At 65.6% G+C, this 23,407-nt stretch carries 27 protein-coding genes; 11 read left to right on the top strand and 16 right to left on the bottom strand.

What is annotated here, in order from left to right; all coding sequences use genetic code 11:
- Positions 1 to 18: 18 nt before the first annotated feature.
- Entirely contained in the window at positions 19 to 444 is a 426-nt protein-coding gene (locus tag ACSFBL_RS05270; protein ID WP_435514703.1) for a MarR family winged helix-turn-helix transcriptional regulator, read from the top strand.
- 63 nt (positions 445 to 507) lie between these two features.
- Complete coding sequence (locus tag ACSFBL_RS05265; protein WP_435514702.1) at positions 508 to 1,077, top strand: hypothetical protein; 570 nt, start codon at positions 508 to 510, stop codon at positions 1,075 to 1,077.
- Here ACSFBL_RS05265 and ACSFBL_RS05260 read toward each other — a convergent pair.
- From ACSFBL_RS05260 to ACSFBL_RS05245, 4 genes are read right to left on the bottom strand one after another with little or no spacing between them, the layout of a single operon-like run.
- On the bottom strand, positions 1,040 to 1,756 hold the full coding sequence (locus ACSFBL_RS05260; RefSeq protein WP_435514701.1) for a YceI family protein: 717 nt from the start codon (positions 1,754 to 1,756) through the stop codon (positions 1,040 to 1,042). The two genes, ACSFBL_RS05265 and ACSFBL_RS05260, sit on opposite strands and share 38 nt — an antisense overlap.
- Positions 1,757 to 2,323, bottom strand: coding sequence for a YceI family protein (locus tag ACSFBL_RS05255; RefSeq protein ID WP_435514700.1), 567 nt, complete (start codon positions 2,321 to 2,323; stop codon positions 1,757 to 1,759).
- Between the two features lies 1 nt (position 2,324).
- Complete coding sequence (locus ACSFBL_RS05250; RefSeq protein ID WP_435514699.1) at positions 2,325 to 2,900, bottom strand: cytochrome b; 576 nt, start codon at positions 2,898 to 2,900, stop codon at positions 2,325 to 2,327.
- A gap of 17 nt (positions 2,901 to 2,917) precedes the next feature.
- Entirely contained in the window at positions 2,918 to 3,289 is a 372-nt protein-coding gene (locus ACSFBL_RS05245) for a hypothetical protein (protein ID WP_435514698.1), read from the bottom strand.
- A gap of 73 nt (positions 3,290 to 3,362) precedes the next feature.
- Here ACSFBL_RS05245 and ACSFBL_RS05240 point away from each other — a divergent pair, with 73 nt between their 5' ends.
- The gene (locus tag ACSFBL_RS05240; protein ID WP_435514697.1) at positions 3,363 to 3,785 is read left to right on the top strand and encodes a DUF1810 domain-containing protein; all 423 of its coding nucleotides are present in this window, start codon (positions 3,363 to 3,365) and stop codon (positions 3,783 to 3,785) included.
- Here the strand turns inward: ACSFBL_RS05240 and ACSFBL_RS05235 are convergent.
- From ACSFBL_RS05235 to ACSFBL_RS05215, 5 genes are all read right to left on the bottom strand, one after another.
- A complete protein-coding gene (locus tag ACSFBL_RS05235) occupies positions 3,782 to 4,321 on the bottom strand; it encodes a murein hydrolase activator EnvC family protein (RefSeq protein WP_435514696.1) in 540 nt (179 codons plus the stop codon). The two genes, ACSFBL_RS05240 and ACSFBL_RS05235, sit on opposite strands and share 4 nt — an antisense overlap.
- Before the next feature lie 62 nt (positions 4,322 to 4,383).
- Entirely contained in the window at positions 4,384 to 6,165 is a 1,782-nt protein-coding gene (locus ACSFBL_RS05230; RefSeq protein ID WP_435514695.1) for an ABC transporter ATP-binding protein, read from the bottom strand.
- 16 nt (positions 6,166 to 6,181) lie between these two features.
- A complete protein-coding gene (locus ACSFBL_RS05225) occupies positions 6,182 to 6,667 on the bottom strand; it encodes a CreA family protein (RefSeq protein ID WP_435514694.1) in 486 nt (161 codons plus the stop codon).
- Positions 6,664 to 7,215, bottom strand: coding sequence for an NUDIX hydrolase (locus tag ACSFBL_RS05220; RefSeq protein ID WP_435514693.1), 552 nt, complete (start codon positions 7,213 to 7,215; stop codon positions 6,664 to 6,666). Before ACSFBL_RS05220 ends, ACSFBL_RS05225 begins: the two co-directional genes overlap by 4 nt.
- 35 nt (positions 7,216 to 7,250) lie before the next feature.
- Positions 7,251 to 7,952: a fumarylacetoacetate hydrolase family protein gene (locus tag ACSFBL_RS05215; RefSeq protein WP_435514692.1), complete on the bottom strand. Its 702-nt coding sequence runs from the start codon at positions 7,950 to 7,952 to the stop codon at positions 7,251 to 7,253.
- A gap of 104 nt (positions 7,953 to 8,056) precedes the next feature.
- On the opposite strand from ACSFBL_RS05215, the gene maiA reads away from it, so the two are divergent.
- Both maiA and pgeF read left to right on the top strand, forming a co-directional pair.
- Positions 8,057 to 8,695, top strand: a complete 639-nt coding sequence (gene maiA / locus ACSFBL_RS05210) for a maleylacetoacetate isomerase (RefSeq protein WP_435515320.1) — start codon at positions 8,057 to 8,059, stop codon at positions 8,693 to 8,695.
- Positions 8,692 to 9,447, top strand: coding sequence for a peptidoglycan editing factor PgeF (pgeF, locus tag ACSFBL_RS05205; RefSeq protein WP_435514691.1), 756 nt, complete (start codon positions 8,692 to 8,694; stop codon positions 9,445 to 9,447). The genes maiA and pgeF overlap by 4 nt, the downstream gene beginning before the upstream one ends.
- On the opposite strand, the gene ACSFBL_RS05200 is transcribed toward pgeF, so the two are convergent.
- Positions 9,379 to 9,675, bottom strand: coding sequence for a hypothetical protein (locus ACSFBL_RS05200; protein ID WP_435514690.1), 297 nt, complete (start codon positions 9,673 to 9,675; stop codon positions 9,379 to 9,381). The two genes, pgeF and ACSFBL_RS05200, sit on opposite strands and share 69 nt — an antisense overlap.
- Before the next feature lie 103 nt (positions 9,676 to 9,778).
- On the opposite strand from ACSFBL_RS05200, the gene phaC reads away from it, so the two are divergent.
- The 3 genes from phaC (at position 9,779) to ACSFBL_RS05185 (ending at position 13,506) form a co-directional block, all read left to right on the top strand.
- On the top strand, positions 9,779 to 11,509 hold the full coding sequence (gene phaC, locus ACSFBL_RS05195) for a class I poly(R)-hydroxyalkanoic acid synthase (RefSeq protein ID WP_435514689.1): 1,731 nt from the start codon (positions 9,779 to 9,781) through the stop codon (positions 11,507 to 11,509).
- A 44-nt stretch (positions 11,510 to 11,553) separates the two neighbouring features.
- A complete protein-coding gene (locus ACSFBL_RS05190; RefSeq protein WP_435514688.1) occupies positions 11,554 to 12,732 on the top strand; it encodes an acetyl-CoA C-acetyltransferase in 1,179 nt (392 codons plus the stop codon).
- Positions 12,733 to 12,822: 90 nt separating this feature from the next.
- The gene (locus ACSFBL_RS05185; protein ID WP_435514687.1) at positions 12,823 to 13,506 is read left to right on the top strand and encodes an RraA family protein; all 684 of its coding nucleotides are present in this window, start codon (positions 12,823 to 12,825) and stop codon (positions 13,504 to 13,506) included.
- 109 nt (positions 13,507 to 13,615) lie between these two features.
- Here ACSFBL_RS05185 and ACSFBL_RS05180 read toward each other — a convergent pair whose 3' ends face one another.
- The 5 genes from ACSFBL_RS05180 to ACSFBL_RS05160 all read right to left on the bottom strand — a co-directional run bounded on the left by ACSFBL_RS05180 (position 13,616) and on the right by ACSFBL_RS05160 (position 18,717).
- Positions 13,616 to 14,491: an endonuclease/exonuclease/phosphatase family protein gene (locus ACSFBL_RS05180; RefSeq protein WP_435514686.1), complete on the bottom strand. Its 876-nt coding sequence runs from the start codon at positions 14,489 to 14,491 to the stop codon at positions 13,616 to 13,618.
- Positions 14,488 to 15,327 carry a carbohydrate ABC transporter permease gene (locus ACSFBL_RS05175; RefSeq protein ID WP_435514685.1) on the bottom strand — a complete coding sequence of 280 codons (840 nt, stop codon included), beginning with the start codon at positions 15,325 to 15,327 and terminating at the stop codon, positions 14,488 to 14,490. The genes ACSFBL_RS05180 and ACSFBL_RS05175 overlap by 4 nt, the downstream gene beginning before the upstream one ends.
- Positions 15,328 to 15,439: 112 nt before the next feature.
- Entirely contained in the window at positions 15,440 to 16,342 is a 903-nt protein-coding gene (locus ACSFBL_RS05170) for a carbohydrate ABC transporter permease (protein WP_435514684.1), read from the bottom strand.
- A 14-nt stretch (positions 16,343 to 16,356) separates the two neighbouring features.
- Positions 16,357 to 17,661 carry an ABC transporter substrate-binding protein gene (locus ACSFBL_RS05165; RefSeq protein ID WP_435514683.1) on the bottom strand — a complete coding sequence of 435 codons (1,305 nt, stop codon included), beginning with the start codon at positions 17,659 to 17,661 and terminating at the stop codon, positions 16,357 to 16,359.
- Between the two features lie 39 nt (positions 17,662 to 17,700).
- Positions 17,701 to 18,717, bottom strand: a complete 1,017-nt coding sequence (locus ACSFBL_RS05160; protein ID WP_435514682.1) for an ABC transporter ATP-binding protein — start codon at positions 18,715 to 18,717, stop codon at positions 17,701 to 17,703.
- Between the two features lie 132 nt (positions 18,718 to 18,849).
- On the opposite strand from ACSFBL_RS05160, the gene phbB reads away from it, so the two are divergent.
- The 3 genes from phbB (at position 18,850) to ACSFBL_RS05145 (ending at position 22,754) form a co-directional block, all read left to right on the top strand.
- Positions 18,850 to 19,587, top strand: coding sequence for an acetoacetyl-CoA reductase (gene phbB, locus ACSFBL_RS05155; protein WP_435514681.1), 738 nt, complete (start codon positions 18,850 to 18,852; stop codon positions 19,585 to 19,587).
- 73 nt (positions 19,588 to 19,660) lie between these two features.
- Positions 19,661 to 21,025, top strand: coding sequence for a dicarboxylate/amino acid:cation symporter (locus ACSFBL_RS05150; protein ID WP_435514680.1), 1,365 nt, complete (start codon positions 19,661 to 19,663; stop codon positions 21,023 to 21,025).
- A 37-nt stretch (positions 21,026 to 21,062) separates the two neighbouring features.
- Complete coding sequence (locus ACSFBL_RS05145; protein ID WP_435514679.1) at positions 21,063 to 22,754, top strand: cation:proton antiporter domain-containing protein; 1,692 nt, start codon at positions 21,063 to 21,065, stop codon at positions 22,752 to 22,754.
- A gap of 2 nt (positions 22,755 to 22,756) precedes the next feature.
- On the opposite strand, the gene ACSFBL_RS05140 is transcribed toward ACSFBL_RS05145, so the two are convergent.
- Complete coding sequence (locus tag ACSFBL_RS05140) at positions 22,757 to 23,161, bottom strand: hypothetical protein (RefSeq protein WP_435514678.1); 405 nt, start codon at positions 23,159 to 23,161, stop codon at positions 22,757 to 22,759.
- Positions 23,162 to 23,407 lie beyond the last annotated feature (246 nt).

The following is a 23,407-nucleotide window of genomic DNA, read 5'->3' as shown; positions in this document are numbered from 1 at the left end:
GCAAAGGCCGAGCGCGTCATGCTCTTCCGGCTCCTCGTTGCCAATGGCATGGAGTTGCGCACGCGCATGGACCGACAGCTTTCGGACAGCGGCCTCACGACCCAGCAGGCGATGCTGCTGCAGGTCCTGCAAGGCCAGGCCGAGGCGCCGACGCTGAAGCAACTGGCCGCGAGGCTGGCCATGAGCCACCAGAACCTCAAGCAGATTGCGAGTGTCCTGGAGCGCAAGGGCTTTCTCGAGATCGTTGCCGACGAGCAGGACGGTCGCGTCCGTCGCCTGCGCCTCACGAAGAAGCATCACCAGTTCTGGAAGAACCGGAACGAGGACGATCACGTCGAGGTGGCGCAATGGACCGCCGCCCTGTCACTGGCGGAAGTCCGTGTTCTCGTCCGCGGCCTGGACAAGCTTCATCAGGCCTTGATGGCATCGCGCGGCGAGCCATAGCCTCGATCCACCGCTACCATGGCGCGGACAATTCCGATCCTGTCCGAACCGAGGATGCTCATCATGGCTGACCAGAAGATTGATTCCGAGTCGCTGCCGGCCGTCGTCTCGACGGCCGCTTCGGAGTTCTCCAGCCTCAGGCCCAGCATGGTCGAAAACGCGTTGACCCAGGCGCTGCCGCTGCCCGACATCATGTTCGGCGGTGCGGTGCTCGTCACGGTGATCATGTTCCATGCCTTCTGGATCCGCGTCATCACCAGTTCCTATCTCAAGCGCACCACCGCGCTGAAGTCGCGCGCTTCGATATGGCAGGCAGATCTGCTGTTCACCGTGATGGTGATGATGCTGCTGGCGCTGCATCTTGCGGAAGTGGTGGTCTGGTCGGCCGCCCTGATCTTCGGCGACATCGTCGCCAACTGGTCGACGGCCGCGTACTTTTCCGCGAACTGCTACACCGCCCTGGGGGAGCCGTTTTCACTGCCTCGCGCCTGGCGCATGGTGCCTCCGATCATCGCGATGTCGGGCATCTTCACCTTTGCCTGGACGGCCAGCGTGCTCGTCAATTTCGTGTCGCGCTACAACGACCTCCGGGCGCTCATGATCGGGCGTCAAGAGGTCGCGCAAGAATCCTGAAACGCAGGCTCAGCCGATCCTGCACCTGGATCGCGCCGCCAAGAATCGAGAAGGGCGCCATGCCGAAGTCCGACTGATCGAACTCCAGCGTTCCAGCCACCTTCATTTCGCCAGGCTTCGTCTCCATCTGCGCCGGCACGTCGAAGGACCGGGTGACGCCGTGCAGCGTGAGTGCGACATCGAGCCGGATCCCGCCCTGAGGCGCTGCCGGGCCGTTGATGTGAATGAGCGCGTAGGGATAGCGCTGTGTGTCCAGCACCTTGTCGAGCATGTTCGAGCGCGTACCGACGATGTCCGACTCGCTGGGCTGCGTGTCCAGCCCCGCCTCGGTGCGCAGCGCCGGCTCGTCGACCGACAGGTCGACCAGGGGAACATACAGATCGGCACTGCCTTCGTCAGCGGCAATGTAGCCCTGCACGCTGCGGCTCGCGACGACATGATCGTGGCCCAGATGCGCGAGAGACCCGCCGCGCCGCACAAGGATGGCGACGATCGACCCCTCGGGTGCCACGCGGTAGACCGGCCGGCCTTGCGCCGCCGCCTGCTCGTAGGGCTTGCCAACGAAGCCTTCCGGCGCGGCTTGCGTCGTCGACGGTGCGACGGGCGCCGTCGCGCGCATCGGCGAAGCGCATCCCGCGATCAAGGTCGCGCATGCAATGACATAGCCGAGGCGCAGCATTCACGAGGCCTTGAGCAACTTCACGCGAAACTTCACCGTGACCTCCGGCCCGATCACGTCCGTCGCGGTCCACTCGCCCGTGCCGATGCCGAACGGCGTTCGCCTTACGACGAACTCGCCTTGCATGTTTGCACCATCCGCGGTGGCGGCCCACTTGAACGGGACTTCCACCGGTTGTTGCACCCCTTTCAGCGTGAGCGTGCCGCGCGCGACGTAGCTGCCACTCTGCGCATTGGCCGGGCGGATGTCGGTCGAATGGAACTCCGCCTGCTGATGACGGGCAAAGTCGAACCACTCGACGCCGGCGATGGCCTTGTTGATGTCCGCGCTCGCCATGTCCGCGCTCGCGACGCTGATGGTGACGTCGAGTCGACCGCCCGTGGGCTTGTCGGGGTCGAAACTCAGCCGCGTGTCGAACTCCTTGAACACGCCCGGCGCCGCCGCTTTCTCGAAAGTCGCGACGAACTCCAGGCGGCTCGCCGCCGCGTCCATCTTCCAGTCGGCGGCGTGCGCCAATTGCAGCGCGGCGCACGCGAGCAGGGCGCAAGTGCAGAGCAGTCTTTTCATTTCAATGAGGCCTCGCATGCAGCATGCGGATCAGCACATCGTTGTGTTTGACGAAGTGATGTCGCAGCGCCGCGCCGATGTGCAGGACGAGCAGCGCGACGAAAACGATCCCGAGGCTGAAGTGCACGAGCGCGGCGAGATCCGCAGTTTCCTTGTCAGGCGCAAGCAACGCCGGCAGAGGCACCTGCCAGAAGACCCGGAACGGTACGCCTGCCGCGGAGTTGATGATCCAGCCAGTCAGGGGCATTGCGATCATCAGGACATAGAGCAGGATGTGGCTCGCCCGCGCCGCGGTGCGTTCCCATGCGGGCATATCAGAAGGAAGCGCCGGCGTGGGCTTGGTCAGGCGATTCAGCAGCCGCAAGACGACCAGCACCAGGATCAGTATGCCGATCGACTTGTGCCAGACGAAGAGGTTGATCTTTGTCGGCGAAAGCCGCCAGCTTGCGGCCAGCCAGCCGAGGATGAACTGCGTGAAGATGAGCGCCGCGATGACCCAGTGGAACAACCGGATCGAAGCACTCCAGTGCGCGGCCCTTGCTTCCCGAGAAACAGCGGATGAAGGATCTGAGCGCATCGCGCCCAGTGTCGCAGCTAGACGCCGCCCTGGGCAATACCTTCCTGCGGGGCTCGGCCTTGAGGGCCGCAGGAGATTTCGTCCAGGTAGATGATCGGCTCGAAATCCGCGGCCGCCAACGTCACTGGGAGGTAAGGCGAAGCCCGGTAGCGCTCCAGTGCCTTCGATTCGATCGCTTGGAAATTCGCTTCGCACGCATCGAGCAGCCCCGTTTCATCGTTGCCCGCTCCGAAGACCTCGTCCAGTGCGTCGTCGGCAATGCGGGCCATGATGCGAGGTCCATCGAAACCGTCGGGATAGATCGCGAACCGGACCGTCGCCGTATCGGGACAATGGATCGCCTCGCAGATCATGGTGTGCTCCTTTTTTCTTGGGCTCATGGATTTCACGCTTTCGCGATCCGATAGGTGCACGTCATAGTCGCAATGCGGGGACAGAAGCCGCCTACAGGAACTTCATCCGATGAGCGATTCCTTCGATCTGCAGCGTTTCGTGGACGCCCAGGATGGCGTGGTCGACAGCGTCCTCGCCGAGTTGCGCGCGGGCAGAAAGCGCACCCATTGGATGTGGTTCGTCTTCCCGCAGATGCGTGGCCTCGGCGAGAGCGCGATGGCGTGGCGCTATGGCATTGCATCGTTCGATGAGGCGCAGGCCTACCTCGCGCATCCGCTGCTCGGGTCGAGGCTGCGCGAGTGCAGCGAACTGGTGTCGAAGGTGGAGGGGCGCTCGGTGCGCGAGATCTTCGGCGCGCCGGACGACCAGAAGTTCTGGTCGTCCATGACGTTGTTCGCCAAGGCCGATCCCTCCGTGGAGGTCTTCGAGAAGTGCCTGCGGAAGTACTTTGCAGGCCGGTCCGACCCGGGGACCCTGGCGCTGCTCGGCTAGTTCAGCTGCCCGCTGAGATAGGGCTCCGGATCGACCGGCACGCCCTGCTTGCGGATCTCGAAATGCAGCTTGACGCGGTCGGCATCGCTGTTACCCATTTCCGCGATCTTCTGGCCTTGTCGCACGACGTCCTTTTCTTTCACCAGAATCGTCTGTGCGTGCGCATAGGCGGTCAGGTAGGTGTCGTTGTGCTTGACGATGACCATGTTGCCGTAGCCGCGCAATTCACCGCCGACATACACCACCCGGCCATCGGCCGACGCGATGATCGGGTCGCCCATGTTGCCGGCGATGTCCACGCCCTTGTTGCGGGTGCCGTCGAAGCCCGAGAGCGTGCGCCCGTTCGCCGGACGAATGAACGTGGCCTGCGGTTTCGGCGGAGGCGGCGTCACGGCCGGCGGAGCGGGCTGGGCCACCGGGGGCAAGGGGTAGAACGGCTGCGTCGTCGTGCGTTGCGGAGGCGCGGTGCATGCCGTCAGGACGGCCGCGGCCAGCACGGTGAAGCCGGCGCGAAGGAGGTGTTTCTGGTCTTGCATGGCGCTTTTTGAAACGGATATGACAAAAAGGGTTCCCGGTCTCGGGGCCGGGTTGCCCTTTTTTAGCACGGAGTGGGTGCCACCGGCGTCATCATCTTTCGCAGCATGGGCTGGCGCGCCAGCACGGCGGCGCGCGGGCCGGCATCCACCACCTTGCCGGCTTCCATCAGCACCACCGTGTCGAAGCGATCGAGCAGGCTGAGGCGATGAATCGACGCGACCACGCAGGCCTCGGGAAACGCGGCACCGATGCGTTCGAGCACGCGGCCCTCGGTGGCCGCATCGAGCGCGCTGGTGGGCTCGTCGAGCAGCAGCAGCGAACTGCCCCGCGCGGCCAGCACCCCGCGCGCCAGGCACAGGCGCTGCCGCTGGCCGCCCGACAGGTTGAAGCCGCGCTCCGACAGGGGCGTGTCAAGTTCGCCATGCGTGGCCTTCAGCACTTCGTCGAAGGTGCTCACGTGCATGGCCGCCAGTAGTTCCTCGTCATCGAAAGGCTGGCCGAATCCCAGGTTCTCGCGCACGCTGGCTTCGAAGACTTCCGTCTCCTGCGGAATCAAGGTGGCGATGGTGCGCAGACGCGACCACGGCTGCGCCTGGCCATCGATCGCCAGCGTGCCGCCGTGCGGCGCGTAAAGGCCGGCCAGCACGCGCAGCAGGGTGCTCTTGCCTCCGCCGCTCGGGCCGACCAATGCGATCCGCTCGCCGCGGCGCAGCGTGAGCGACACCTCGTGCAAGCCGCTGCGGGCGGTCTCGCCGGGTGCCTGCGTGCCGCGTGGGTTGTAGTTCCACACCAGTCCATCGACTTGCGCGGTGTTCCAGGACACGTCCGGGTCGATGCGTTCCTGCGCAAGATCGTCCAGACGCGCTGGCGCAGCCCAGATTGGCGCCGCGCTGCTGTAGTCGGTGTGCATCCGCGCGAAGAACTGAAAGTTGGCCGCCATCGACGACACCACGCTCGCGGCCTGCTGCGCGTACTGGTAGATCATGAAGACCGAGCCCAGCATCACCGCCTGCCCCGGCGTGCGCGACTGCCACACGTACACCACCACCAGACCCCAGGTCAGCGCCAGTCCCATCAGGTCGACGGCGAACCACTTGCCTTCGTTCAGCACGACGGTGCGCTTCAGCGGTGCGGAGATGGCTTCCATGCGCCGCCCCAGCAGTCCTCGCGATGCGGTCGACAGGCGCAGGCCGATGACCGTCGATGCATTGCCGAGGAAGTCGAGCAGGGCGGCGACGTAGCGCCGGTCGGCATCGTTCTCGGTGCGCGCGAGCCGCATCAGTGCGCGGTCGAAGCGCACGATGATGATGGCGATCACCACGTAGCCGGTGATCGCCGTCGCACCGCTGACGCGCGACAGCAGCGTCAGCGCTACCAGCGGCCCGATGAAGTTCACGATGTTCGTCAGGTAGATGAACTGGTTCTGCGCGAAGTCCGACAACGCCCGACTCGCCTGGTGCACGCGGTGCTGCAGTTCCCCCGAGTGATGTCCGTCATGCCAGACCAGTGGCGCGGCGGCGATGCGGGCGTAGAGCGTGTCGGCGAGCCTCTCGCGCACGCGCAGCCCCACGTTGCGCTCGAGGATCCGCCCGGGCCCGTGGATCACCCACGAGAACAGATAGATGCCCGCGAGCGCAGCGATCCATTTGCCGGACGCCTCGATGTCCCCGGTCTGCAGTGCGTTGATGGCCTGCGCCGCAAGCCACGGCATGGTGAGCCGGAGCAATTGCGAACCGGTGAGCAACGCGGTCGCGCTGAGCATCTGCGGGCGCGCGCCCTCGGCGAAGTGCCAGAGCGCCACATAGAGCTCGCGGACAGCATTGCCGGGTGCGCTGCTGCTCATGCGGGGGGCTCCTGCGCTACTTCAGCGGGATCGGCGCGGTGCGATCGATCGGAACCGCGGTCACGCTGTTCTTCGGCGACCCGTCGACGAGGAGGTCGGAGTAGGTCAGGTAGACCAGCGTGTTGCGCTTCGCGTCGACCATGCGCACCACGCGCAGCCGCTTGAAGAGGATGGACAGGCGTTCGCTGTACACCTCCTCGCGCTTGGGCAGGGGTTGCGTGACGCTGACCGGCCCCACCTGCCGGCAGGCGATGGACGCCTCGGACTTGTCCTCGGCCAAGCCGAGCGCGCCGGAGACGCCGCCTGTCTTGGCGCGGGAGACGTAGCAGGTCACGCCATTCACCTTGGGGTCGTCATAGGCTTCGACCACGATCTTGTGGTCCGGGCCGATCAGCTTGAAGGCCGTATCGACTTCGCCCACCGGCTCCGCGCGCGCATGCGCCGCGGTCGCCGCGAAGCCAAGGAGCAGCGCAAAGGCCGCGAACGGCTGGCTTCGCTTCATTCGATGTTCACCGTGTGGACGTGGTCGAAGCTGCCGCGGCGCCGATCTTCGAAAAAGCGCTGGAGCGCTTCCTTGACCGTCCGGAACGCAATCTCTTCCCACGGAATCTCTTCCTCCGTGAAAAGCCGGGCCTCGATGGTCTCGTGGCCCGGATCGAAGCTGTCGCTCAGCAGCCTGGCGCGGTAGAACAGGTGGACCTGGCCCACGCGCACCACGCTCATGACCGCGAACAGGCCTTCCATCTCGAACTCGGCGCCGGCTTCCTCCGTCGTCTCGCGCGCCGCGCCTTGTTCGGTCGTCTCGTTGAGCTCCATGAAACCCGCCGGCAAGGTCCACTTCCCCCAGCGTGGTTCGATGTTGCGCTTGCACAGCAGCACGCGATCGCCCAGCACGGGGACAGTGCCGACCACGTTCAGCGGATTCTCGTAGTGGATCGTGTTGCAGGCAGGGCAGACCGCGCGTTCCTTGGTGTCGCCGTCGTCCGGAAGGCGATAGACGACCGCGGTGCCGCAGTTCTTGCAGTGCTTGATGGGGACGCGCAGGAACATTCAGTCCGCCCGCCGACGAGCGTCGAGGCCCATGTTCAGACGACCTTGACGGTCAGCGTCGGCAGGCCGGTGACCTCGCCCACCAGCGTGTCGCCGGCGACGACGGCGGCCACGCCCTCGGGCGTGCCCGTGAAGATCAGGTCGCCGGGTTGCAGCTCCCACGCGGCCGACAGGTGCTCGATGGTCTCGGCGATGTTCCAGATCAGCTTGCTCACGTTGCTGCGTTGGCGGTCGGTGCCGCCGACCTGCACGGAGATCTCTGCCTTCTCGACATCGCCGGCCTGCGCCACCGGGACGATCGGGCCGATCGGCGCGCTCTGCTCGAAGCTCTTGCCGATGTCCCAGGGCCGGCCCTGCTTCTTCATGTCGTTCTGCAGGTCGCGGCGCGTCATGTCCAGGCCGACCGCGTAGCCGAAGATGTGCTTGTGCGCATCGGCCGCCTGGATGTTCTTGCCGCCCGTGCCGATGGCCGCCACCAGCTCGATCTCGTGGTGCAGGTTCTTGGTGAGGGTCGGGTAGGCCATGGTGCCGGTCGTGCCGGCGTCGACGACCACGACCGCATCGGCCGGCTTCATGAAGAAGAAGGGCGGCTCGCGGCCGGTGAAGCCCATTTCCTTGGCATGCTCCTCGTAGTTCCGGCCCACGCAGTAGATGCGATGCACCGGAAAGCGCGCGGGCTGGCCGACCACGGGAATCGACACGACAGGGTGGGGGGTGAAAACGTACTCGGAAGCCATGGGAAAACCGTCCTTTTCTGCGAAAACGGCAGTGTGCCAGAGGGCAGGGCCAGCCGCCCGGGGGAATGGCCCCGGTGGCGTGGCAAGGCTATGCTTGCCGGATGATGAAGCTGCACAACTATTTCCGATCCTCGGCCTCCTTCCGCGTGCGCATCGCGCTCAATCTCAAGGGGCTCGACTACGAGTACATCCCCGTGCACATCGCGCGCGGAGAGCACCGGACGGGGCCCTTCGCCGCCATTTCGCCCGACATGCTGGTGCCCCTGCTCGAAGACGATGGCGAGCGCTTCACGCAGTCGATGGCCATCATCGAATACCTCGACGAGACCAACCCGGAGCCGGCGCTGCTGCCGCGCGATCCAGTCGGCCGTGCGCGCGTGCGAGCGCTTTCGGAGACCGTCGCTTGCGAGATCCATCCGCTGAACAACCTGCGCGTTCTCAAGTATCTCGTCCACGACCTTAAGCTCGGCGACGAGGCCAAGAACACGTGGTACCGCCACTGGGTGCGCGTGGGAATGGAGGCTTTCGAGCGCCAGCTCGCGCTGCTTCCCGCCGGCCCCTATTGCTACGGCAATACGCCAACCATGGCCGACTGCTGCCTGGTGCCGCAGGTCTTCAACGGCCAGCGCTTCGACTGCGACTTCAGCGGCTTGCCGCGCACCATGGCGGCGTTCGAGGCGTGCATGCAGCTCGACGCCTTCCAGCGCGCGCAGCCTTCGCGTTGCCCTGACGCCGAAGCGTGAACGCCGCCGACTGGATCGTCCCCGACTGGCCGGCGCCGCCCGGCGTGCATGCCCTGTGTTCCACGCGGGCCGGGGGCGTCTCGGTCGGCAACTACCAGGGCCTGAACCTGGGCGACCACGTCGGTGACGAAGCCGAGCACGTGCGCGCCAACCGGGCCATCCTGCGCGATGCGATCAAGGCGAGGCCAGTGTTCCTGCAGCAGGTGCATGGCACGGACTTGGCGGCGTTGGGCGTGTCCAGCGCCGATGGCATCACGGCGGACGCCTGCACGACCGTCGAAAGCGGCATCGCCTGCACGATCATGGTGGCCGATTGCCTCCCCGTGCTGGTCACCGATGAAACGGGGCGCCGCATCGCCGCCGCGCATGCAGGTTGGCGCGGGCTCGCCGGGGGCGTGCTGGAACGGACGCTCGATGCCTTCGAGACCGAGGGCGGCAGGCAAGGACTCATGGCCTGGCTCGGCCCCTGCATCGGGCCGGATGCGTTCGAGGTGGGCGACGAGGTCCGGGCGGCCTTCGAAGCCTCCACGCCAGGGGCGGGCACATGCTTCAAGCCGGCAGGCTCACCTGGCAAATGGCTGGCGGATCTGCCGGGCCTCGCCCGTCAGCGGCTGCGCGCCGCCGGGGTGACGCAGCTCCACGGCAACGACAGCAGCGAAGCCTGGTGCACCGTGCACAACCCGTTACGCTTTTTCTCGCACCGGCGCGACCGCGTCAGCGGGCGCTTCGCCGCCTGCATCTGGCGCGACTGATTTCGCCCTGGCCGCCTCGATGGCAGCCTCGCGCTCCGCAGCCTCACGCGCTTTGATGGCGCGGCGCCGGGCCGGCGTCGCCATCAGGTAAACCACCAGTGCCACCGGCAGCAAGCCGTACAGTAGAAAGGTGAAGACCGCGCCGAGCACGGTGCCGTTGGTGTTGGTGGCCTCTGCGACCGCCATCATCAGGGCAACATAGAGCCAGGCAATGACGACGAGGTGCATAGACGATGTTTTCAGGAAGGTATCGGGCACCGCGCTGGTGGGGTGCCTCTGAATGCAGCATACTCAAAACCCGTTTCAAAGAGGTGAGGGAGCCGGAGACATCATGAAACAAGCACACGCCAGTGCGGCGGAGACCTTTGCGCCCTTCCAGCAGGCGCTGACCCAGGGATGGAGCAAGGCGCTCGAATCATTCCAGTCGCTGGGCATGGGCGGCAATGGCAATGGCCAGGCCGCGTCATGGGACATGCCGCGCTTCTCGCTGTCCACCGAGAAGCTGCAGGAACTGCAGCAGCAGTACGTCAGCGAAGCCACCGAACTCTGGCGCCAGGACGTGGCCAACCGGTCCATCGGCGACAAGCGCTTCGCCGCCGAAGCGTGGAGCAGCAATCCCGTTGCTTCTTTTGCGGCCGCCGTCTATCTGCTCAATGCGCGCACGCTGCTGGGCATGGCGGAGGCCGTCGAAGCCGACGAGAAGACCCGCTCGCGCCTTCGCTTTGCGGTCGAACAATGGATGGCCGCCTCGTCGCCCAGCAACTACCTGGCCTTCAACGCCGAGGCGCAGAAGAAGGCGCTGGAAACGCAGGGCGAGAGCATCGCCAAGGGCATCCAGAACCTGCTGCACGACGTGCAGCAAGGCCACCTGAGCATGACGGACGAGAGCGCTTTCGAGGTCGGCCGCAATGTCGGTAGCACCGAGGGCGCCGTCGTCTTCGAGAACGATCTCTTCCAGCTGCTCGAATACAAGCCGCTCACCGCCAAGGTCTACGAGCGGCCGCTGCTGCTCGTGCCGCCGTGCATCAACAAGTTCTACATCCTCGACCTGCAACCCGAGAACTCGCTCATCCGCTACGCGGTGGAGCAGGGGCACCGCGTCTTCGTGGTGAGCTGGCGCAACCCCGATGCGTCGATGGAGCACTACACGTGGGACCAGTACATCGAGGACGCCGCCATCAAGGCGATCCACGTCACGCAGGAGATCACCGGCCAGGACAAGAACGGCGGCAAGATCGACACGCTCGGCTTCTGCGTCGGCGGCACGATCCTGAGTACCGCGCTGGCCGTGCTCGCGGCACGCGGCGAGCAGCCCGCCTCCTCGGTGACCTTGCTGACGACCTTGCTCAATTTCACCGACACCGGTGTACTCGACATCTTCATCGATGAATCCTTCGTGCAGTTCCGCGAGATGCAGATGGCCAAGGGCGGCCTGCTGAAAGGCGGCGAACTCGCATCGACCTTCAGCTTCCTGCGCCCCAACGACCTCGTGTGGAACTACGTGGTCGGCAACTACCTCAAGGGCGAGACACCGCCACCCTTCGATCTGCTGTACTGGAACAGCGACGCGACGAACCTGCCGGGCCCGATGTACTGCTGGTACCTGCGCAACACCTACCACGAGAACAAGCTGGCCCAGCCCGGCGCCCTCACCGTCGCCGGCGAAAAGGTGGACCTCGGCAGCTTCGACGCACCGGTCTACATCTACGGCTCGCGCGAGGATCACATCGTGCCGATCGGCGGTGCGTACGCATCGACGCAGGTCCTGAGCGGAAAGAAACGTTTCGTGATGGGCGCTTCGGGCCACATCGCCGGCGTGATCAACCCGCCGGTCAAGAAGAAGCGCAGCCACTGGATCCGCGCCGACGGCAAGCTGCCGGCCACGCAGGAAGATTGGCTCGAAGGCGCGATCGAGCACCCCGGCAGCTGGTGGACCGACTGGTCCAACTGGCTCAAGACCCACGCAGGCAAGCAGATCGCTGCACCCAAGACCTACGGCAAAGGCAGCGCCTACAAGGCGACCGAGCCCGCGCCGGGACGCTACGTCAAGGCGAAAGCCTGAGCCCTTTTCCCTGTCAATTCAATCCACGCATCGGAGAGCACACCATGGAAGACATCGTCATCGTTTCAGCCGCACGCACCGCCGTGGGCAAGTTCGGCGGATCACTGGCCGGCATCCCGGCCACCGAGTTGGGCGCCATCGTGATCAAGGAAGTGCTCGAACGCGCCAAGGTCGGCAACGACCAGATCGGCGAAGTCATCATGGGCCAGGTGCTGACGGCGGGCAGCGGGCAGAACCCGGCGCGTCAGGCGCTGCTGAAGAGCGGCATCATCAACGCAACCCCGGCGCTCACCATCAACGCGGTCTGCGGTTCGGGCCTGAAGGCCGTGATGCTGGCGGCGCAGGCCGTCGCGACCGGCGACAGCGAGATCGTGGTGGCCGGTGGCCAGGAAAGCATGAGCCTGGCGCCGCACGTGCTGCCGAACTCGCGCAACGGCCAGCGCATGGGTGACTGGAAGCTGGTCGACTCGATGATCGTCGACGGCCTGTGGGACGTCTACAACCAGTACCACATGGGCATCACCGCCGAGAACGTCGCGAAGAAGTACGACATCAGCCGTTCCGCGCAGGACGAACTGGCGCTGGGCAGCCAGACCAAGGCCGCCGCGGCGCAGGACGCCGGCAAGTTCAAGGACGAGATCGTCGCGGTCAATATCCCGCAGAAGAAGGGCGACCCGATCGTCTTCGACAAGGACGAGTTCATCAACCGGAAGACGAATGCCGAAGGGCTGGCCGGCCTGCGTCCCGCCTTCGACAAGGCCGGCGGCGTGACGGCCGGCAACGCATCGGGCCTGAACGACGGCGCTGCCGCCGTGATGGTGATGACCGCGAAGAAGGCAGCAGCACTGGGCCTCAAGCCGCTGGGCCGCATTGCGAGCTATGCCAGCACCGGTCTCGATCCGGCGTTCATGGGCATGGGTCCGGTGCCTGCTTCGCAGAAGGCGCTGCAACGCGCTGGCTGGAAGCCGCAGGATCTGGACGTGCTCGAGATCAACGAAGCCTTCGCCGCACAGGCCTGTGCTGTGAACCGCGAGATGGGCTGGGACGTGAACAAGGTCAACGTGAATGGCGGCGCGATCGCGATCGGCCATCCGATCGGCGCGTCTGGCTGCCGCATCCTGGTGACGCTGCTGCACGAGATGCAACGCCAGAATGCCAAGAAGGGCATCGCCTCGCTGTGCATCGGCGGCGGCATGGGCGTGGCATTGACCATCGAACGCTGACCCCCAGCCTCGCCCACTTCGTGTGACTCGGGCACCCCCTTCCAGGGGGCAACCCGGTCCGCGGCGTTTCCGGTATCCGGAGGAGATGCTTTGAACAATAACGACGCTGAGCTATTCCAAGTCATCCGCGACGAACTCTTCGTCGCCGCCGTGGGCGACGTGCTCGACACGATGGGCTACCAGCATCAGTTCCTCCCCGCGGGCATCGCACCGCTGGAGAAGACGATGCGCATCGTCGGCCGCGCGATGCCGGTGCTCGAAGCCGACGTGATCAACGATGGCAACCGATCGGCCGGCCCGCTGTCGGGCAAGCCTTTCGGGCTGATGCTGGAGGCGCTGGACGACCTGAAGGAGGGCGAGATCTACATCGCCACCGGTGCGTCGCTGCGCTACGCGCTCTGGGGCGGGTTGATGTCGACCCGGGCGCGGCACCTGAAGGCGGCCGGGGCGATTCTGGACGGCTACGTGCGTGACGCCGACGAGATCGAGCGGCTGCAGTTCAACGTCTTCTGCCGTGGCACTTACGCCCAGGACCAGGGTGTGCGCGGGCAGGTCATCGACTACCGCTGCACCATCGAGATCGATGGGGTTCGCATTGCGCCGGGCGACCTGCTGTTCGGGGATCGCGAGGGCGTGCTGGTCATCCCGCGGGCCGTCGAGGCCGAAGCGGTGGCGAAGGCGCTCGACAAGGTGCGCACGGAGAACAAGGTGGCCGATGCGATCCGCAGCGGCATGAGCGCCTGCGAGGCGTTGGCTACCTTCGGGGTCATGTAGCTCGCCCCCAGGCTTACTCACTTCGTGTAGACGCCTACCCCCTACCGGGGGCAACACCTGCGGCCCGGCGGAGCCGGTTCCTCGGTGTTCCTGGCGTTTCGGTGCGCTATCAGTCGCTGAGTTCGACCAGTACTGGCTGGTGGTCGGAGGCTTGGGTGTTCAGGTCGACTTCTACTCGGCGCACTCGGGGGGCTAGAGCGTTGCTGACGAAGACGAAATCGCAGGCGAGGGGGTCGGGGCCGTATCTGCGGTCGAAGAGGCGGAAGGTGGGGTCGTGGGGGCGGTCGGGGTGGGCGAGGGGCCAGGCGTCCTGCAGGCGCTTGTCGGGGGTGCCGCCGACGGGGAGTGCGGGGTCGGTGAAGGACTGCTGGATTTCGTCGTAGGCGGGGTCGGAAGTTGCCATGTTGAAGTCGCCGCAGAGGATGGCCTGGGGGGTGTGGAGCTTGGGCTGGAAGGGCGATCCGCGGAGTTCGGCGACGGGGGGCGTGGCGGCCTGCTCGCAGGCTTCGACGTGGAGGGCGCGGACGGCGCGGGCCTGGGCCAGGCGCTGGGTCGACGAGTAGTACTCCAGGTGGGTGGTCATCACGCGCATCGAGCCGAGTTCAGGGCTGGTCAGGGTGACGACGGTGCACATGCGGGGCATGCTGCTCACGCTCGGGTCGGCGGGCCAGGGGAGCAGGTGATGCTGGACGCGGGATACCGGCAGCCGCGTGGCGATCAGGTTGCCGAAGCGCTGGCGGCGGCCTTCGGCGTCGAATTCGTCTACCGCCGCGCCGAAGAAGAGCTGGAAGCCCGGCAGGAGCGCCTGCAGTTCGGCGGGCTGGTCGCCGGGGCGGCCCTCCATAGCGTCGAAGCCGGACGCGATTTCCTGCAGGCACAGGACGTCGAAGTCGCCCATGGCGCGGGCGCCGTCGACGATGCGTTCGGCGCTCACGACCCCGTCGAGGCCGCAGCACCACTGGGTGTTCCAGGTCACGAGTTTCATTTGATGCCGGCCCTCATGAAGCTCTGCACGAACTGACGCTGAAAAAGCAGGAACGCGATCAGCAGCGGCGCCGATGTCATCAGCGTGGCCGCGGTGATCACCGACCAGTCGACGCCCTGGTCGACCGACGAGAAGACCTGCAGCCCCACCGTCAACGGTCGCGCGTTGACGCTGTTGGTGATGATGAGCGGCCAGAGGAAATTGTTCCAGTGAAAGCTGACGGACACCAGCGCGAAAGCGGTGTAGACAGGCTTCGCCAGCGGCACGTACACGCGCCAGAGCGTCTGCATGGCGGTCGCGCCCTCGACGCGCGCGGCCTCGTCGAGCTCCTTCGGAATACCCATGAAGGTCTGCCGCAGCAGGAAGATCGCGAAGGCGGAGGCGAAGTAGGGCAGGCCGATCGCCACCAGCGTGTCGACAAGGCCGAGCCGGGCCATGGTCTTGTAGTTCTCGACCAGCAGGATGTCCGGCATGATCATCAGCTGCACCAGCACGAGGGCGAAGGCGATGCCGCGGCCCTTGAATTCGTAGCGTGCGAAGGCGTAGGCCGCCAGGGTGCCCAGCACGAGCTGCACGACAAGGACCATGCCGACAAGCAGCGTGGTGTTGAGGAAATAGCGCGCGAAGGGCGCGGCCTCCCAGGCGCGGCGGAAGTTGTCCAGCGTGAGCGGCGCTGCGAGCGCGAAGCGCGTCGAATACTCGGCAGGATGAAACGCCGTCCATACAGCGTAGGCCAGCGGCAGGATCCACAGCAGCGCCAGCAGCCACGCAGCCACCGTGTCCAACCAGGTCGGCTCGTTGAAGGCCAGCCGCTGCGCCGGCGCCGCCGTAGTCATGGCGCCATCCCTTCACGCGGGGGCCGCCGCGCACGGCCGCCCGAAGCGGCCGGCCCGCCCCCGGTAGGGGGGTGGCGTACCGACACGAAGTGCGGGAAGCCTGGGGGCGAGCTCATCTGTAGTGCACCTTCTTGTCCAGGACAAAGAATTGGAAAAGCGCAATGCCGGCAAGCACCACCACCAGCACCACCGTGATCGCCGACGCATAGGCCGTGTCCCAGAAACTGAACCCGACCTCGTACAGGTGATAGAGCAGCAGGATCGACGCGTTGTCCGGTCCGCCGCGGGTAAGTACGAAGAGATGGTCGACCATGCGGAACGCATTGATGAAGGCGTTGACGAGCACGAACAGCGTGGTCGGCATCAGCAGCGGCCACTGCACGCGGCGGAAGAAGTACCAGCGCGATGCCCCCTCGATGGCGGCCGCCTCGCGCAGGCTCGGGTTGAGCGTCTGCAGCGCGGCCAGGTAGAAGATCATGAAGAAGCCGGCTTCCTTCCAGACCGCGACCAGCGTGACGGCGCCCAGCGCGGTGGAAGGGCTGCCCAGCCAGTTGTGCGAGGGAAGGCCGAGCGCCCCGGTGATCTGCTCCAGCAGCCCGTACTGCGGGGTGTAGAAGAAGAGCCAGATGTTGGCCACCGCGATCATCGGCAGCACCGTCGGCGTGAAGTAGGCCATGCGCAAAAAGGCGCGGCCGGCGATGCGCTCGTTGACCCACAGCGCCATCACGAGCGCCAGCCCGATCGACAGCGGGATGGTCGCACCCGCGAACCACAGGTTGTTGCGCACCGCCTTCCAGAACACCGGGTCGCTGGTCATCACCGCGTAGTTTTCGAGCCCGACCCACACGCCCGGGCGCCTGCCCTTGGGCGCGGAGAAGAAGCTGTCGATCAGCGTCGAGACGACGGGCCAGTGCGTGAACGCGACCAGCAGCACCAGCGCCGGCAACAGCATCAACCACGCGTGCAGCGCGTTGCGCGATGCGGTGCTTCCGGTGGCGATGCTGGGGCCGGCCATCCTTGCGGTGATACCTACTTGACCGCGCGAAGGATGCGGTCGGCCTCGCGCTGGGCGTCCTGCATGGCTTGCGCCGGTGTCTTGGTGCCGGTCAGTGCGGCCTGGAGGCCGTCGTTCAGCGCCTTGGTCACGCGCTGGTTGTCGTGCGTCGAGAACTCGGCCACCGACACGGGCAACTGGTCACGCGCGACGAGAGCCGCGGGGAAGTCGCGGCCGTACTTGCGCAGCGTGTCGGTCTCGTAGGCGGCGGGCGAGACGGCGACGTAGCCGGTGTCCATGCTCCACTGCGCGGCGCGCTCGGGCTGGGTGATCCACTTGACGAACTTGAAGGCCGCTTCCTGCTGCGCCGGCGTCGACTTCTTGAAGATGTAGAAGTTGCCGCCGCCGGTCGGCGAGCCCTTGCGCTTGTTGCCCGGGATCATGCCGACACCGAAATCGAACTTCGCGTTGGTCTTGATGTTGGTCAGGTTGCCGGTGGTGGTGTAGATGATCGCGGCCTTCTTCTCGAAGAAGTCCTTGGGCGTGGTGCCCCACTCGACCACGCCGGGCGGGTGGATGCCGGCCTTGCCGAGGTCGACCCAGTACTGCAGCGCCTCGATCACCTTCGGATCGTCGAACCTGACCGCGGTGCCGGCTTCGTTCGCGAGGATGGCGTCATTCGGCGTGGTCAGCGTCTGGAACAGCCAGTAGGGGAAGCCGCTGGAAGGAATCTGCACGCCCCATTGCGACACCTTGCCGCTGGCGTCCTTCTTCGTGAGCTTGGTGGCCGTGTCCTTGAGCTCGGCCCAGGTCGTCGGCGGCTTGTTCGGGTCCAGGCCCGCTTCCTTGAAGAGCTCCTTGTTCCAGTACATGACGACGGTCGAGCGCTGGAACGGAATGCCCCAGGTCTTGCCGCCGGTCTGGCTGTTCATCATGAAGGCCTTGTAGAAGCTGCCGAGCCAGGCCTTGTCATCCGCCGTCTTGACGAAGTCGTCGAAGGGGACGATGGCTTCTTCGTCGATCAGCGTGAACATGTCCGTCGAGAGCAGCACCGACGTGACCGGCGGCGTGCCGGACTTGTGCGCGGTCAGCGCCTTGACGATGGTTTCCTGGTAGGTGCCTGCGTAGATCGGGGTGACCTTGACGCCCGGGTTCTCTTTCATGAAGCCGGCGGCGAATCCGTCGATGGTCTTCGCGATCGGGCCGCCGACGGCCACCGGGTAGTAGAACTGCAGTTCCACCGGCGTCTGTGCGTGCAGCAGGCCCGCGCTGCCGGCAAAGAGGCCGGCGGCGGCCATCACTTGGACGGCGAGCGTCCGGATGAAAGTCTTGCGTTGCATGGTCGTTCTTGTCCTTGGGAGTGGCTGGAAAGTTGTGAATCAATCGATGCGTCGGCCACCGGAATCGAAGCCGTGCGCATCCTGGCTGGCCCAGCGCAGGCCGACACGGTCGCCGGGTTCGGCGTGGTGCTGGCCGGCCGTGCGCACGAGCAGCGTCTCGGTCCCTATGACGCAGCGCAGCACGAGGTCGGCGCCGAGGTATTCCACGCTCTGCACCGTGGCCGGAATGCCTTGCGGATCGAGCACGATGGCTTCGGGCCGTACGCCGAGCGTGGCGGCGGGCAGGCCGATGGCGACGTCGCTGCCGGCGATGCGGCCGTCGTCCAGCGTCACGAGGTTCATCGGCGGGGTCCCGATGAAGCGGCCCGCGAAGGTGGTGGCGGGCCGGGCATAGAGATCGCGCGGCATCCCCGCCTGCTCGACCCGTCCCTGGTTCAGCAAAACGACCTGGTCGGCCATGCTCATCGCCTCGGTCTGGTCGTGGGTGACGTAGACCACGGTGAGGCCGAGCTGGCGCTGCAGGTCGCGCAGTTCGCGGCGCATGTCCTGCCTGAGTTGGGCGTCCAGGTTGGACAGCGGTTCATCCATGAGACAGACCTTGGCCTGGGCGACCAGTGCACGTCCCAGCGCCACGCGCTGCTGCTGGCCGCCGGAGAGTTGCGAGGGCTTGCGGTCGAGCAGCGCGCCGAGACCCAGCAGCGCAGCGGCGTCGCGCAGGCGCTGCGCGGTCTCCGCGGCGGGCGTCTTGCGCACCGAGAGTCCGAAAGTGATGTTGTCGGCCACGCTCAGGTGCGGAAAGAGCGCATAGTTCTGGAACACCATCGCAATGCCGCGGCGGGCCGGCGGCAACGTGGTGACGTCCTGGCCATCGATCAGCACCTGGCCGCCCGTGGCGCTCTCCAGACCTGCAACGATCCGCAACGTCGTCGACTTGCCGCAACCCGAAGGGCCGAGGAGGACGCAGAATGAGCCCGGCTGGATCTCCAGGTTGACGGCATGCAATGCGGTGCTCTCGCCCCAGGATTTGGCGATATCGATCAACACGATGGAGGACATCGAATCAGTATATGGAGCGTCTGTGACACCCGGTTGCAAAGAAGGCTCAGTGTTTTCCTGATCGGGTGTTGGTGAGAAACTTCGCTACAGTGAACTTCGCCCGTCAGGGCTTGCACACACCAAGGAACACTCATGAGCAAGAAAGTCGCATATGTCACCGGGGGCATGGGGGGCATCGGAACAGCCATCTGCCAGCGCCTTCACAGGGACGGGTTCACCGTCATCGCCGGCTGCGGCCCCACGCGGGATCACGCCAAATGGCTGGCGGAACAGAAGGCCGAAGGCTTTGACTTCCATGCCTCGGTCGGCAACGTGGGTGACTGGCAGTCCACCGTCGAGGCCTTCACCAAGGCCAAGGCGGAGCACGGCAGCATCGACGTTCTCGTGAACAACGCGGGCATCACGCGGGACCGGATGTTCCTCAAGATGACGCCTGAAGACTGGAGCTCGGTGATCGAGACCAACCTCAACAGCATGTTCAACGTCACCAAGCAGGTGGTGGGCGACATGGTGGAAAAGGGCTGGGGCCGCATCATCAACATCAGCTCGGTCAACGGCGCGAAGGGGCAGGCAGGGCAGACCAACTACTCCGCGGCGAAGGCCGGCATGCACGGCTTCACCATGGCGCTGGCGCAGGAACTCGCCGCCAAGGGCGTGACTGTGAACACCGTGAGCCCCGGCTACATCGGCACCGACATGGTCAAGGCGATCCGGCAGGAGGTGCTCGACAAGATCGTCGGCACGATCCCCGTCAAGCGCCTGGGCGAACCGAGCGAGATCGCGTCCATCATCGCGTGGCTCGCTACCGATGAAGGCGGCTACTCCACGGGGGCCGACTTCTCGGTCAACGGCGGGCTGCACATGCACTGAGGCACCCGCAGCCGATCACTTCCGAAAAGACCCGCTGCTGCGGGTCTTTTTTTTGCTGACAAGGAGACATTCGATGACCCCAGCCGCAACAGCTACAGCAGGCGCACCCGCCGTGCCGGCACGCAAGCCGCCGATCTACAAATCGCTCTATGCACAGGTGATCACCGCGGTGATCATCGGCGTGCTGCTCGGCCACTTCTTCCCCGCGTTCGGCGAGATGATGAAGCCGCTCGGCGACGCCTTCATCAAGCTGATCAAGATGATGATCGCGCCGATCATCTTCTGCACGGTGGTCGTCGGCATCGCCGGCATGGAGGACATGAAGAAGGTCGGCAAGACCGGCGGCCTGGCGCTGCTGTACTTCGAGATCGTGAGCAGCGTCGCGCTCGTGGTGGGCCTGGTGCTGGTCAATGTGTTCAAGCCCGGCGTGGGCATGAATGTCGACCCGGCATCGCTCGACACGCGGGCGCTCGCGGCCTACACCGGCCCGGGCAAGATGGAAGGCACGGTCGGGTTCCTGATGCACATCATTCCCAACACCGTGGTCGATGCCTTCGCCCAGGGCGAGATTCTCCAGGTGCTGCTGATCGCTGTGCTCTTCGGCTTCGCGCTGCACCGCTTCGGCGGCCGCGGCACGCTGGTGTTCGACGTGATCGAGAAGGGCTCGCACGTGCTCTTCGTGATCATCGGCTACATCATGAAGCTGGCGCCCATCGGTGCCTTCGGCGCGATGTCCTTCACGATCGGGAAGTACGGCATCGGTTCGCTCTTCCAGCTCGGCAAGCTGATGGGCACCTTCTACCTGACCTGCCTGATCTTCATCTTCGTGGTGCTGGGAGGCATTGCGCGCTTTCATGGGTTCAGCATCTGGAAGTTCATCAAGTACATCAAGGAAGAACTGCTGATCGTGCTGGGCACGTCCTCGTCCGAGTCGGTGCTTCCGCGGATGATGGAGAAGATGGAGAACCTCGGCGCGAACAAGACGACCGTCGGCCTCGTGATCCCGACGGGCTATTCGTTCAACCTCGATGGCACCTCGATCTACCTCACGATGGCGGCGGTCTTCATCGCGCAGGCGACGAACACGCCGATGACGCTCATGCAGGAGATCACGCTGCTGGCGGTGCTGCTGCTGACGTCGAAGGGCGCGGCCGGTGTCACCGGCAGCGGCTTCATCGTGCTGGCGGCGACGCTGTCTGCGGTCGGCCACGTGCCCGTGGCGGGGCTGGCGCTGATCCTCGGGATCGACCGCTTCATGTCCGAGGCGAGGGCGCTGACCAACCTCATCGGCAACGGCGTCGCGACCATCGTCGTTGCCAAGTGGACCGACGAACTCGACATGGAGAGACTGCAGGCCGGGCTGAACAACGAGACCTGGGTCGAGGCGCAGGCGCCCGAGGAAGTGATCAACGCCCGTACGGAAAAAATGGCTTCCTGACCCGTCGCCGGGTGTCGTTCTTGCAGAATGCAAGTCGATGCCCCACAGCGTTTCACTGATCAACACCATCGCGGCTGGCCTCGGGCTCGCGCTGGTGTTCGGCTTTTTGGCGGCGCGCCTGCGCTTGCCGGCGCTCGTCGGCTACCTCCTGGCGGGCGTGATCATCGGCCCGTTCACACCCGGTTTCGTCGCGGATGCAGGCATCGCGGCACAGCTCGCCGAGATCGGCGTCATGCTGCTGATGTTCGGGGTCGGGCTGCACTTCTCGCTCGACGACCTCCTCGCGGTGCGAAAGATCGCACTGCCCGGCGCGCTGGTGCAGATGGTCGTGGCGACGCTCCTCGGTGCTGCGCTCGCCACCTGGTGGGGCTGGAGCCCGGGTGGCGCCCTGGTGTTCGGCCTGGCGTTGTCGGTGGCGAGCACGGTGGTGCTGCTGCGCGCGCTCGAGAGCCTGGGCATCCTGGAGTCGTTCACCGGCCGCATCGCCGTTGGCTGGCTGGTGGTGGAGGACCTTGCGATGGTCCTCGTGCTGGTGCTGCTGCCGCCATTGGGGGCGGCGCTGGGCGGCACCGACAGCGCCGTCGATGGCGCTCCCCTCTGGCAGACCCTGGGGCTCACGCTGCTGCAGGTCGGCGGGTTCGTCGCGCTGATGCTGGTGGTGGGACGGCGGGTGTTTCCTTGGATCCTCTGGCAGGTCACGCGGACCGGCTCGCGCGAACTGTTCACGCTGTGCGTGGTGGCGGCCGCGGTGAGCATCGCGTTCGCATCCGCGGCGTTGTTCGGGGTGTCATTCGCGCTCGGGGCCTTCTTCGCGGGCATGGTGATGCGCGAGTCGGAGTTCAGCCACCGGGCGGCGCAGGAATCGCTGCCGCTGCGCGACGCCTTCGCGGTGCTGTTCTTCGTCTCGGTCGGCATGCTGTTCGATCCGGCGGTGCTCATCGAGCGCCCGCTGCAGGTGCTGGCCGTGGTGCTGGTGATCGTCGTCGGCAAGTCCGTGGCGGCTTGCGCGCTGGTGCTGCTGTTTCGCTATCCGCTCGGCACGGCGCTCACGGTGAGCGCGAGCCTGGCGCAGATCGGCGAGTTCTCGTTCATCCTGGCCGCATTGGGCGCGGGACTCGGTCTGCTGCCACCCGAAGGCCAGAACCTGTTGCTGGCCGGTGCGCTGATCTCCATCGCCACCAATCCGTTGTGGTTCAGCCTGATCGAGCCGCTGCAGAAATGGCTGCACGCACATTCGTCGTTCGCGCGGGGGCTCGAAGCACGGGACGATCCGCTGGCCGAACTGCCGATGAGCACGGAGGCCCGATACCTTTCAAGGCAGGTGGTGCTGGTCGGCTATGGCCGCGTCGGGCGGCGCATCGCATCGGCGCTCACGGCGCATGACATTCCTTTCGTGGTGGCGGACCAGAATCGCGAGCTCGTCGAGAAGCTGCGTGCCGAAGGCATGGCCGCGGTCTGGGGCGACGCCGCGGATCCGGCCGTGTTGATCCAGGCTCACATCGCCCGCGCGCGCGTGCTCGTGGTGGCCACGCCCGACGCCATGAATGTGCGGCAGATGATCGAGGCGGCACGAACGCTCAACCCGGCCATCGAAACCGTGATCCGCAGCCACAACGAGGACGAGGCCCGTCTGCTCACGCAGGAGGCCGCGGCGACGGTGTTCCTCGGCGAACACGAGCTGGCCCAGGCCATGGCCCGCGCGGTGCTGCTGCGCGCGGCCGGCGCCTGAACTCAGAGGTCTTCGATCACCAGCGTGCGATACCGCTGCGCGATCGAATAGCGCACCTTGCGGACGTGCTCCATGAGCCGTTCGGCCATGGACTCGTCCTTGGTACGCACCATCAGGGCCGTGTGGCCCTCGCGGGCGAGCTGAGTGTAGGCGCGGACGGTTGCCGCGTCCGTGCCGGCCGAGGGCAGGGGGCTGTCCGATTCGTGGATCGTGGGCGTGATCTGCTCGAGGACGATGTGGGGCGGGATCAGGTAGACCTCGTCGCCGCTGAATCCGTGGTCGATCAGCTGGTGTCCGATACGGCTGGCGTCCTGCGCGTCCGGAAACATCACCACGGAATGTCCTGTGGGGTAGAACGCGCCGCCGACGGCGGCGGTCATGTTCTTGGCCAGGGTGAAGTGCTTCATGTCTCCTCCTGATGGTGGGTCGACGAAACCGTAGCTTAGGCCCGGCATGGGCTTGGCGCTGTAGGGAAACCTAGATGACATGTTCCCGAATTGCACCAACGTGCAGCTTGCGTGTTTGTACGACTTGCGTATTTAATTACGACTGGTCACATTTGTGACGAATCGTGAAATTGTGGCTAGGCGTTATCGACGGGGGTGAATAGGATCGTTTTGTCCTATCACTATTCATGGCCTTCCTGGCAACTT

It is taken from the genome of Variovorax glacialis, from assembly GCF_051216375.1.
GTDB lineage: Bacteria > Pseudomonadota > Gammaproteobacteria > Burkholderiales > Burkholderiaceae_C > Variovorax.
Note: the sequence above shows the minus strand (reverse complement) of the source record. Positions and strands in the feature narration are given on the sequence as shown.

Excerpts from the sequence above, each read along its gene's own strand:
- ACSFBL_RS05180 (WP_435514686.1), bottom strand. The coding sequence starts at position 14,491 with ATGAAACTCGTGACCTGGAACACCCAGTGGTGCTGCGGCCTCGACGGG.
- ACSFBL_RS05150 (WP_435514680.1), top strand. The coding sequence starts at position 19,661 with ATGACCCCAGCCGCAACAGCTACAGCAGGCGCACCCGCCGTGCCGGCA.
- ACSFBL_RS05215 (WP_435514692.1), bottom strand. The coding sequence starts at position 7,952 with ATGGCTTCCGAGTACGTTTTCACCCCCCACCCTGTCGTGTCGATTCCC.
- phaC (WP_435514689.1), top strand. The coding sequence starts at position 9,779 with ATGAAACAAGCACACGCCAGTGCGGCGGAGACCTTTGCGCCCTTCCAG.
- phbB (WP_435514681.1), top strand. The coding sequence starts at position 18,850 with ATGAGCAAGAAAGTCGCATATGTCACCGGGGGCATGGGGGGCATCGGA.
- ACSFBL_RS05160 (WP_435514682.1), bottom strand. The coding sequence starts at position 18,717 with ATGTCCTCCATCGTGTTGATCGATATCGCCAAATCCTGGGGCGAGAGC.
- ACSFBL_RS05200 (WP_435514690.1), bottom strand. The coding sequence starts at position 9,675 with ATGCACCTCGTCGTCATTGCCTGGCTCTATGTTGCCCTGATGATGGCG.
- ACSFBL_RS05240 (WP_435514697.1), top strand. The coding sequence starts at position 3,363 with ATGAGCGATTCCTTCGATCTGCAGCGTTTCGTGGACGCCCAGGATGGC.
- ACSFBL_RS05140 (WP_435514678.1), bottom strand. The coding sequence starts at position 23,161 with ATGAAGCACTTCACCCTGGCCAAGAACATGACCGCCGCCGTCGGCGGC.
- ACSFBL_RS05250 (WP_435514699.1), bottom strand. The coding sequence starts at position 2,900 with ATGCGCTCAGATCCTTCATCCGCTGTTTCTCGGGAAGCAAGGGCCGCG.
- ACSFBL_RS05145 (WP_435514679.1), top strand. The coding sequence starts at position 21,063 with ATGCCCCACAGCGTTTCACTGATCAACACCATCGCGGCTGGCCTCGGG.
- ACSFBL_RS05270 (WP_435514703.1), top strand. The coding sequence starts at position 19 with ATGCTCTTCCGGCTCCTCGTTGCCAATGGCATGGAGTTGCGCACGCGC.
- ACSFBL_RS05230 (WP_435514695.1), bottom strand. The coding sequence starts at position 6,165 with ATGAGCAGCAGCGCACCCGGCAATGCTGTCCGCGAGCTCTATGTGGCG.
- ACSFBL_RS05225 (WP_435514694.1), bottom strand. The coding sequence starts at position 6,667 with ATGAAGCGAAGCCAGCCGTTCGCGGCCTTTGCGCTGCTCCTTGGCTTC.
- ACSFBL_RS05190 (WP_435514688.1), top strand. The coding sequence starts at position 11,554 with ATGGAAGACATCGTCATCGTTTCAGCCGCACGCACCGCCGTGGGCAAG.
- ACSFBL_RS05265 (WP_435514702.1), top strand. The coding sequence starts at position 508 with ATGGCTGACCAGAAGATTGATTCCGAGTCGCTGCCGGCCGTCGTCTCG.
- ACSFBL_RS05255 (WP_435514700.1), bottom strand. The coding sequence starts at position 2,323 with ATGAAAAGACTGCTCTGCACTTGCGCCCTGCTCGCGTGCGCCGCGCTG.
- ACSFBL_RS05170 (WP_435514684.1), bottom strand. The coding sequence starts at position 16,342 with ATGGCCGGCCCCAGCATCGCCACCGGAAGCACCGCATCGCGCAACGCG.
- ACSFBL_RS05175 (WP_435514685.1), bottom strand. The coding sequence starts at position 15,327 with ATGACTACGGCGGCGCCGGCGCAGCGGCTGGCCTTCAACGAGCCGACC.
- maiA (WP_435515320.1), top strand. The coding sequence starts at position 8,057 with ATGAAGCTGCACAACTATTTCCGATCCTCGGCCTCCTTCCGCGTGCGC.
- ACSFBL_RS05260 (WP_435514701.1), bottom strand. The coding sequence starts at position 1,756 with ATGCTGCGCCTCGGCTATGTCATTGCATGCGCGACCTTGATCGCGGGA.
- ACSFBL_RS05165 (WP_435514683.1), bottom strand. The coding sequence starts at position 17,661 with ATGCAACGCAAGACTTTCATCCGGACGCTCGCCGTCCAAGTGATGGCC.
- ACSFBL_RS05235 (WP_435514696.1), bottom strand. The coding sequence starts at position 4,321 with ATGCAAGACCAGAAACACCTCCTTCGCGCCGGCTTCACCGTGCTGGCC.
- ACSFBL_RS05220 (WP_435514693.1), bottom strand. The coding sequence starts at position 7,215 with ATGTTCCTGCGCGTCCCCATCAAGCACTGCAAGAACTGCGGCACCGCG.